This window comes from Streptomyces sp. NPDC048462 (genome assembly GCF_043200175.1).
Taxonomy (GTDB): domain Bacteria; phylum Actinomycetota; class Actinomycetes; order Streptomycetales; family Streptomycetaceae; genus Streptomyces.
In genome coordinates this window covers 1-7,628 of the sequence record NZ_JBICXG010000061.1, presented here as the reverse complement: position 1 = coordinate 7,628, position 7,628 = coordinate 1, and the positions used below count along the sequence as shown (strand labels likewise).

Annotated in this window: 5 protein-coding genes and 1 pseudogene; 4 read left to right on the top strand and 2 right to left on the bottom strand. The window is 70.9% G+C overall.

Features of this window, described 5'->3' with window-relative positions:
* From ACGFU6_RS39170 to ACGFU6_RS39155, 4 genes and pseudogenes are all read left to right on the top strand, one after another.
* Positions 1 to 120: pseudogene (locus ACGFU6_RS39170) on the top strand (ABC transporter permease); the annotation flags it as partial.
* A gap of 144 nt (positions 121 to 264) precedes the next feature.
* Positions 265 to 966 (top strand): TetR family transcriptional regulator, encoded by a 702-nt coding sequence (locus ACGFU6_RS39165; RefSeq protein ID WP_393617390.1) that lies wholly within the window; start codon positions 265 to 267, stop codon positions 964 to 966.
* Positions 967 to 1,113: 147 nt separating this feature from the next.
* Complete coding sequence (locus ACGFU6_RS39160; protein WP_393617392.1) at positions 1,114 to 2,727, top strand: MDR family MFS transporter; 1,614 nt, start codon at positions 1,114 to 1,116, stop codon at positions 2,725 to 2,727.
* 28 nt (positions 2,728 to 2,755) lie between these two features.
* Positions 2,756 to 3,523, top strand: a complete 768-nt coding sequence (locus ACGFU6_RS39155) for a class I SAM-dependent methyltransferase (RefSeq protein WP_393617388.1) — start codon at positions 2,756 to 2,758, stop codon at positions 3,521 to 3,523.
* A gap of 49 nt (positions 3,524 to 3,572) precedes the next feature.
* On the opposite strand, the gene ACGFU6_RS39150 is transcribed toward ACGFU6_RS39155, so the two are convergent.
* Together ACGFU6_RS39150 and ACGFU6_RS39145 are read right to left on the bottom strand one after the other, a co-directional pair.
* Positions 3,573 to 6,437, bottom strand: coding sequence for a phosphatase PAP2 family protein (locus tag ACGFU6_RS39150; RefSeq protein WP_393617391.1), 2,865 nt, complete (start codon positions 6,435 to 6,437; stop codon positions 3,573 to 3,575).
* A gap of 223 nt (positions 6,438 to 6,660) precedes the next feature.
* Entirely contained in the window at positions 6,661 to 7,542 is an 882-nt protein-coding gene (locus ACGFU6_RS39145; RefSeq protein WP_393617386.1) for an MFS transporter, read from the bottom strand.
* Positions 7,543 to 7,628 lie beyond the last annotated feature (86 nt).

The following is a 7,628-nucleotide window of genomic DNA, read 5'->3' as shown; positions in this document are numbered from 1 at the left end:
GGACTCCTCCTCGGCACCGAAATCGGCAACAACGGCTGGCTCACCATCGCCTGGTCCCTCGCCCTCATCACACTCGGCTACCGCTGGTCCACCACCACCTTCAACCGCGACCCGAAGTAACCCCGCCCCGGAGCCACGAGAGTGCGTGCGTGGCGCCGCGCTGCAGACGGCAGTTTGACGACAGGCCCTAGCGACCGGCGGCAGGCAAGCAGCAGGGCGCGTAATAATTTTGCAGGTCCTGCATTTTTGCCTACTATGCAAGATGTGCCGACCAAGAACCCCTCCGCACCCGAACCGCCCGAGCGCAAGAAGCCGTCCTCGCCGGGGCTTCGGGAGCGCAAGAAGCGTGCGACCCGCAACGCCCTCGCGGAAGCCGCCGTACGCCTGGCCGCCGAGCACGGCGTGGAGAACGTCACGGTCGAGGCCATCAGTGAGGCCGCCGGAGTGTCCCCCCGGACGTTCTTCAACTACTTCCCCAGCCACGACGACGCCTTCGTGCTGATAGACGAGGAGGTGGGCGAGCGGGTAAGGGAGTCCGTGCGCCTCGCCCCGGCCGACCGTCCGCCACTCGACGTGATCCGCGACGCCCTCACCGACGAGCTCGACGGATTCGAACAGCGCAAGGAGTTCTGGGCGCTGCAGGCCAAGGTCCTCCAGCGCTCCCCCCACCTCATCCAACGCGGCCTCCAGGCCCAGGTGGCGGACCAACGGGCCCTCGCCGCCGCGATCGCCGACTGGCTCGCCGCCGGGGCCTCCGCCACGGACGCGACTTCGGGGGGCACGCGGGCGCAGTCCCGCACCGCGGGCGACAGCCTCTTCCCCCAACTGCTCGCCGCGATCGCCCAGACCGCTGTGCGGGTCACCATCGAGCACTGGTGCGACCACCCCGGAGAAGTGCAGCTCGCGGCCACCTTCCAGGAGGTGTTCGCCCAGCTCGCCCAAGGCCTGCCACGGCCGCCCGGGTAGCCCCGGTTCCGCGGTCCCACCGCTTTTCTGCGGGGGCCCGGCCACCCCCGTGCCGCCCGCCTCCTCACCGCCGACCTCTGTTCTGCCCCAGCTCCGAAGAAGGACACCGTGACCACAATCGAGGCGCCCGAAGAGGCGCCTTCCTCCATGTCCAACCGGCAGATACTCCAGGCGATGTCCGGCCTGATGGCCGGCATGTTCGTCGCCATCCTCGCCGGCACCGTCGTCGCCAACGCGCTGCCGCGCATCATCGCCGACCTCGGCGCCAGCCAGTCCGCGTACACCTGGGTCGTGACGTCCGAACTCCTCGCGATGACGGCGACCGTGCCGCTCTGGGGCAAGCTCGCGGACCTGTTCAACCAGAAGCTGCTGCTCCAGCTCTCGCTCGGCCTGTTCGTCGTCGGTTCCCTGGTGGCGGGCTTCTCGCAGGACGTCAACACGCTGATCGTCAGCCGGGTCATCCAGGGCATCGGCGCCGGTGGCCTCACCGCGCTCGCCCAGATCGTGATGGCCGCGATCATCCCGCCGCGCAGGCTCGGCAAGTACGCGGGAATCTTCGGGGCGGTCTTCGCCGTCGGCACCGTCGCCGGTCCGCTCATCGGGGGCGTCCTCGTGGACACCTCGTGGCTCGGCTGGCGTTGGTGCTTCTTCGTCGGTGTGCCGTTCGCACTGGCCGGAATCCTGCTGCTCCAGCGCACCCTGAAGCTGCCGACCGTACGCCGTCAGGTCAGGATCGACTGGCTGGGCGCCTTCCTGATCGTCGCGGGTGTCTGCGCGCTGCTGATCTGGACCTCGCTCGCCGGCAACAACTTCGACTGGGCCTCCTGGCAGACCGCCGCCCTGGTGCTGACCGGCGTGGTGCTGCTGACCGCCGCGGTCTTCGTCGAGTCGCGGGCGGCCGAGCCGATCATCCCGCTGGACATCTTCCGCAACCGCACGGTCACGCTGACCACCCTGGGCAGCTTCTTCGTCGGCATCGCGATGTTCGCGGGAACCGTCTTTCTCTCGCAGTACTTCCAGATCTCCCTGGGCAAGTCGCCGACGGTCGCGGGCCTCATGAGCCTCCCGTTGATCGGTGGTCTGCTGGTGTCCTCGACCGTCGCCGGGCAGATCATCGCCGCGACCGGCAAGTGGAAGCGCTACCTCGTCGCCGGTGCCGTGATCATGACGGCCGGGCTCGGCATGCTGTCGACCATCGACGCCGACACGCACTTCGGACTGCTCAGCGTCTACATGGCGTTCATGGGCATCGGCGTCGGCATGCTGATGCAGAACCTGGTACTCGCCGCCCAGAACGACGTACCCGCGCACGAACTGGGCGCGGCCACCTCCGTACTGTCCTTCTTCCGCAGCCTCGGCGGCACCATCGGGACCAGCGTGCTCGGCGCGGTGCTCGCCAACCGGGTCGCGAGCGAGATGAGCAAGGGCCTCGCGGAGAACGGCATCCCGGCACCGGCCGGCGGCCACGGCAGTGCCGTGCCCGACATGACCACGCTGCCCGAGCCGATGAAGAACATCGTCGAGCACGCCTATGGAGTCGCGACCGGCGATCTCTTCCTGATCGCCACGCCTTTCGCGTTCCTCGGCCTGCTGGCGGTGCTCTTCGTCAGGGAGAAGCCCCTCAAGACGACCAGCGGCATGGAGCGGCTCGCGGCCGAAGCGGCCCCCGACTCCGAGGCCCCGGCGGAGCTACCGCCGCTCGACAAGGCTCCCACCGCCCGGCAGGGGGAGGCCGGATCGCCCGAAACGACCAGGCACTGACGGCACCCACCGTGTCAGGATGCACGGCATGTCTGGTCGTGCACTGAGCTTCGGAGCAATAGCGCAGGCGTACGAGCGGTTCCGGCCGGGATATCCCGTGGAGCTGTTCGACGTGGTGACGGGTTATGCCGGCCGGCCGGTGACCACCGCGCTCGAGATCGGCGCCGGGACGGGCAAGGCCACCCGCCTGCTCGCCCGGCGCGGGGTCACGGTCACCGCGACCGACCCCGACGCGCACATGCTCGCCGAACTGCGCAAGCATGTGCCGCCGGACGTCAGGACGGCACGCGCCGCCTTCGAGGACCTCCGGCCGGGCGAGAGCTACGGACTGGTCTACGCGGCGGCGGCGCTGCACTGGACGGACCCGGCGGGCCGGTGGTCCCGCATGGCCGGACTGCTGGAGCCGGGTGGCGTGTTCGCCTCCTTCGCCGGGCCGGTGGGACTGGTGGACCCGGCCGTGGAGGAGGCTGTCCGCGCGGCACGGGCGCCGTTCCTGGAGAGCGACGATGTCCCGTCCCCGGACAGGACACCGGCCGGGCACCACATGCAGTGGCCCGGTACCGAACTCCAGCGGTCCGAGTGGTTCACCGGAGTTCAGCAGTCCGTGATCGAACGGAGCCTGACGATGAGCGCGGGCGACTACGTCGGTTATCTCTCGACCGTCTCGGCCTACCTCATGCTGCCGCAGTCGCAACAGGAGCGAGTTCTCGGTCAGATCCTGCGCGTGCTGCCCGGGACGGTCGAGATCGCCGCCGACATCGTCGTCCATCTCGCCCGTCGGCGGGACGAGCGGTAGCGCCGCAGCCCTCGCGTTCGCGTTCCGTCGCCCCGCGCGGGACAGTCGGTCACTCTCCGGTCCGGACCCCCTCGGCGTTCACCCGCACCCCGTTCACGGTGAGCGTCCCGTCGTGGTGTGCGGTGACCTTCGCGGTCATCGCACCCGCGAGATCGAGCCGCTGCCAGCTCCCCCCGTCGCCCTGCTCGTCCAGCACCGAGCCGGAGGGGATCTGGGTGGCGGCCAGCACGGCACGCCGCTGAGTGCCGGTGAGCTTCGGGTACGAGGTGCGCAGCAGGTCCTCCGCCCCGTCCGGAACGGCGGCCGGCCGGCCCTCGGCGGCGATGTGCGGGAAGCCGTAGGTCAGCCGCTGCTCGTACACCTTGAGCGCCTCGGCCGTCGGAAGGTACGGCGTCCCCCGGGCCGCACACCGTGCGAGCGAACCGTCCGCTCCGGCCTCACGGCACTTCTGTCCGAGGACCGAGCGCAGCTCCGTCCCGGCCTGTTCCAGGAGTGTGCGGAACTCCGGGTCGGACCAGCGCAGCTGGGCGGTCTTCTCGCCGACGATCCGGCCGCCCATGATGTCGGTCGGGTAGTGGAAGGACAGCAGGATGCGGTTGTTCCCGTACTCGGAGGCGCGCGCCAGGATCTGCGGTGCCAGCTCGGGCAGCAGGGTGGCGAGGACGATGCCCTGCGCGTAGCCGTGGCTGGTGTGGCCGCTCGGGAAGGAGCCGTCGCCCGCGAGACCGGCGTAGCCGCCGGGGCTGTCCCACGGCTTGATGAGTCCCTGATCGTCGGTGAACCCCATCCGGACGAAGGGCCGCTTGTACTGGTAGTTGTTCTTGGCGGTCTGGTACCAGTCGGCCGAGGAGTCCGCGGTGTGTTCGACGCGCCCGGACAACAGCGCCTCCGTCTTGGGGAGTTCACCGTTCTTCAGCGCCTGGCCGTAGAGCCGGCCGAGGGTGGTGCCCAGTCCGTCCGCCATGGTGCGGTAGGGGCTGTTCGCGCCGTCCACGAGGGCCTTGTGGACCTGGGGGTCGGCGGGCCCGGAGGGGGCGTTGTTGATGTCGACGACCGTCCGGTCGTCGAGCGCGGCCAGTTCCTCGTACGTCGTCCCCTTCGGCAGGGCCTCGTTGGCCCCCATGATCGACGGCTCCTCCCGGGCGGCGTCGAACGAGCGCAGCAGCCAGGTGAAGTAGTCGCCGCCGCCGGGCGCGACGGGCTGGGTGTCGGAGGCGTACGAGGTGCCCAGCTGCTCGTCGCTGAAGGGCAGGGAGCCGGTGGTCTGCGCGAGCGGGCCGGGCCCGAAGTAGACGTCCGAGCTGGTGCTGTTGCACTGGTGGACCTCGACGGCCAGGGTGTTGGTCCCCACGCGCAGGGCCGATGCCGGAACGCCGAAGCGGGCGGTGACCGGGTCGCCCTCGCCGGAGGTCCCGTCCGGGGTCTCGTACTGGAGGTTCTTCGTGATCTTTCCGTCGCCGTGGCCGGCGATGCGCCGGCCGTTGAGATAGACGGTGACGGTGTCGTCGTAGACGACCGTGCCGAGCAGCCCGCTGATCGCGTCGAGGGAGTCGCGGTCCATGGAGAACGAGGTCCGGAAGAAGTACGCCTCGGCACTGTCGCCGCCGTCCTTGCGCAGCCTCAGCTTGGTGCGGACGGGGAAGCCGGTCCCGAGATCCGTACCGTCGTTCTTCGCTCCGAAGGGGCCGCCGGCCGTCTTCCAGGGGACGTCCCCCGCGTCGAAACCGGTCCTCGTCCAGGCCGTGCGGTCCTCGTCCCCGCGCGCCGGGTCGATGCCCGGGGTGTCGAGGTAGCTCCAGGTGGCCGAGGCGTCGACGACGGGCTTGCCGATACTGAGATCGTCGAGCCAGCCTGCCGGCAGGGAGGCCGACTTGGCGTGCGCGTCGTCGTAGCGCAGCCGGATCTCGCTGACGTGCTTCCCGGCGAGGGCGTCGAGGCCGGCCGAGACGGTGTTCCACTTCCCCGGAGCAAGTGTGCTGTTCGCCGTCCGCACCTCGTGGGTATGGGGATGGCTGCCGTCCGGGTCGGTGTAGAGGAGGTCGAGCGCGACGTGGGCGGAGGCGGCGTCGTCCGGGCGGACCACGTAGCTCAGCCGCGACCCGCGCACGAGCGGGACGTCGAGGCCGGAGCGCAGGACCACCGTGGCGGAGGCCGGTCCGGAGGTGAGGACCCGGCCCGCGTACCGCAGCGCTGCCGAACCGTCCGCCGCACCGACGGAGTCGGCGTTCTCGACCCGGACCCCGAGGGCCGAGGGAGTGGACCCCGCAGAACTGCGCAGGGTCCAGTCGGCGAGCTGGAGCTTCGAATGGTCACCGGCCGAACCCTCGCACCGCTCGGCGCAGTTGCCGGTGATGCGGAGCTGGTAGTGGCGGTACGCGTGTGTGGCGCGGACCGGATAGAAGTTGCTCTGCCCCCGGGCGCCGAAGAGCTGTTCCTTCTCCTGGTCCAGGACGTGCCACGAGGTGTCGTCCGCATCCGTGGCGGCGGATTCGCTGTCGCTGCCCAGGACGGTCCACGCGGCCGGGTCGCGCGGCGGCGCGTCGTTCGCGGAGGTGAGGGAGTAGCCGGTGACGGCCGCCGGGGTGCGCAGGTTGTAGATCGCGTACGCGGGCTCGTCCCCGGTGGGCCGTCCGCTGTCACGGGCGTACCACTTGGTGCCGGAGTCCTGATCCGCGAGGCTGGTCACGCCTTCCTGCGCGCTCGCGTCGTTGGGGTGGCCCGAACGCACGTCGCGCACGGTGGTGGTGACCCGGGTGGTCTCGCCGCGCAGGTTCCGGGTCTGCCCGCGGGCCGGGAATCCTGCGGGCACCGGCGTACCGGGCTCGTACGAGGTGGCCCAGTACCCGCCCGCCGCCACGGCCGGGTCCGCCGCGCCGGGCGGGGCGGCGGACGCGGCCGGGCCCGACCCCGCCATGAGCGACGCCGCTACGAGCACGGCGATGACGGCACCGGCGCCCGCGTTCTTCCCACGTCTGCTGAACACCCGCACGACTCGCCTCTTCTCCGTCGACAACGTTGTCACCAGGCGAGCCTGAGGGTTTGGCAGGGGACATGTCAACGCTCGGGAGGCTGCCGGCGTGCTGTTCGCGCCACTCAGGTCGAGCGGTGATCGGACCGGGTGCCGCGCGTCGCGGCGGTCAGGGAGCGGCACCTGTCGTGTCCGCTTCCGCCGGGAACTGCCCGGTCGCCGTGGTGGCCGGGCCGGTCGCAGTGCCCGTGTCGGGTGTGCCGGCCGAAGTGAGCGCGATACGGGCGGCCCAGGTCAGCGCTGCTGTTGCGGTCAGGGCCAGGAGCGGAACGGCGAAGCCGGCTCGCGCGCCGCCCGGACCGTCGACGAGTCGGCCGACGACCGCGGCGGAGACGGCGATGCCCGCCGCGCACGCGGAGTTCGTCCAGGTGAAGGCCTGGGTGAGGACCGACCGGTCCATGGCCGACTCGACGAGCGTCGAGGCGACGATGATGCACGGAGCGACTCCGGCGCCGGGAAGCAGGAGGGCGAGGCCGAGCTGCCAGGGGGAACCGGCCAGCATCGGCAGCAGTGACGCGCAGGCGAGAAAGGTCAGGATCAGGGGCAGCCGGTGCTCGGGCGGGGTGCGCCCGTGGCGATGCCCGTAGACCAGACCGGCCAGCAGGCTGGCCGCGCTCATCAGGCCGTAGAGCAACCCGGCTGCCGAGGCGGCATGGTGGGCGTCGGCGAAGGCGCTCACCGAGACCTGCGTCGAGCCGAAGAAGACGCCCAGAGCGAAGTTGACCGTCAGCAGCGTCACGAAGTTCCGGGTCCACAGACGCTTCGGGCCTCGGTCGGCCTTGCGGCCCGGGGCGGCTCTCGCCGCCGGCGCCGGGGCCGTACGGCGCAGCGCCGCGAAGGCGAGTCCGGCCCCGACGACGAGCGCGCCCGCCAGCACCGTACCCGCGGCCGGGTGCAGCCGGGTCGCCGTCAGTACCGCGAGGGCGGGCCCGAGGAGGAAGGCGGCATCGTTGCTCATCGTTTCGAGGGCGAAGGCCGGGGCTAGGGCCAATGCCGTTCGGTTAGTCGTCTGGCGGGCTTGGCGATGCGTTGATCTGGATGTGGACGGCGGTTCTGTGGGTTCGGTGGTCGGTGTTG

Excerpts from the sequence above, each read along its gene's own strand:
- ACGFU6_RS39155 (WP_393617388.1), top strand. The coding sequence starts at position 2,756 with ATGTCTGGTCGTGCACTGAGCTTCGGAGCAATAGCGCAGGCGTACGAG.
- ACGFU6_RS39160 (WP_393617392.1), top strand. The coding sequence starts at position 1,114 with ATGTCCAACCGGCAGATACTCCAGGCGATGTCCGGCCTGATGGCCGGC.
- ACGFU6_RS39150 (WP_393617391.1), bottom strand. The coding sequence starts at position 6,437 with ATGGCGGGGTCGGGCCCGGCCGCGTCCGCCGCCCCGCCCGGCGCGGCG.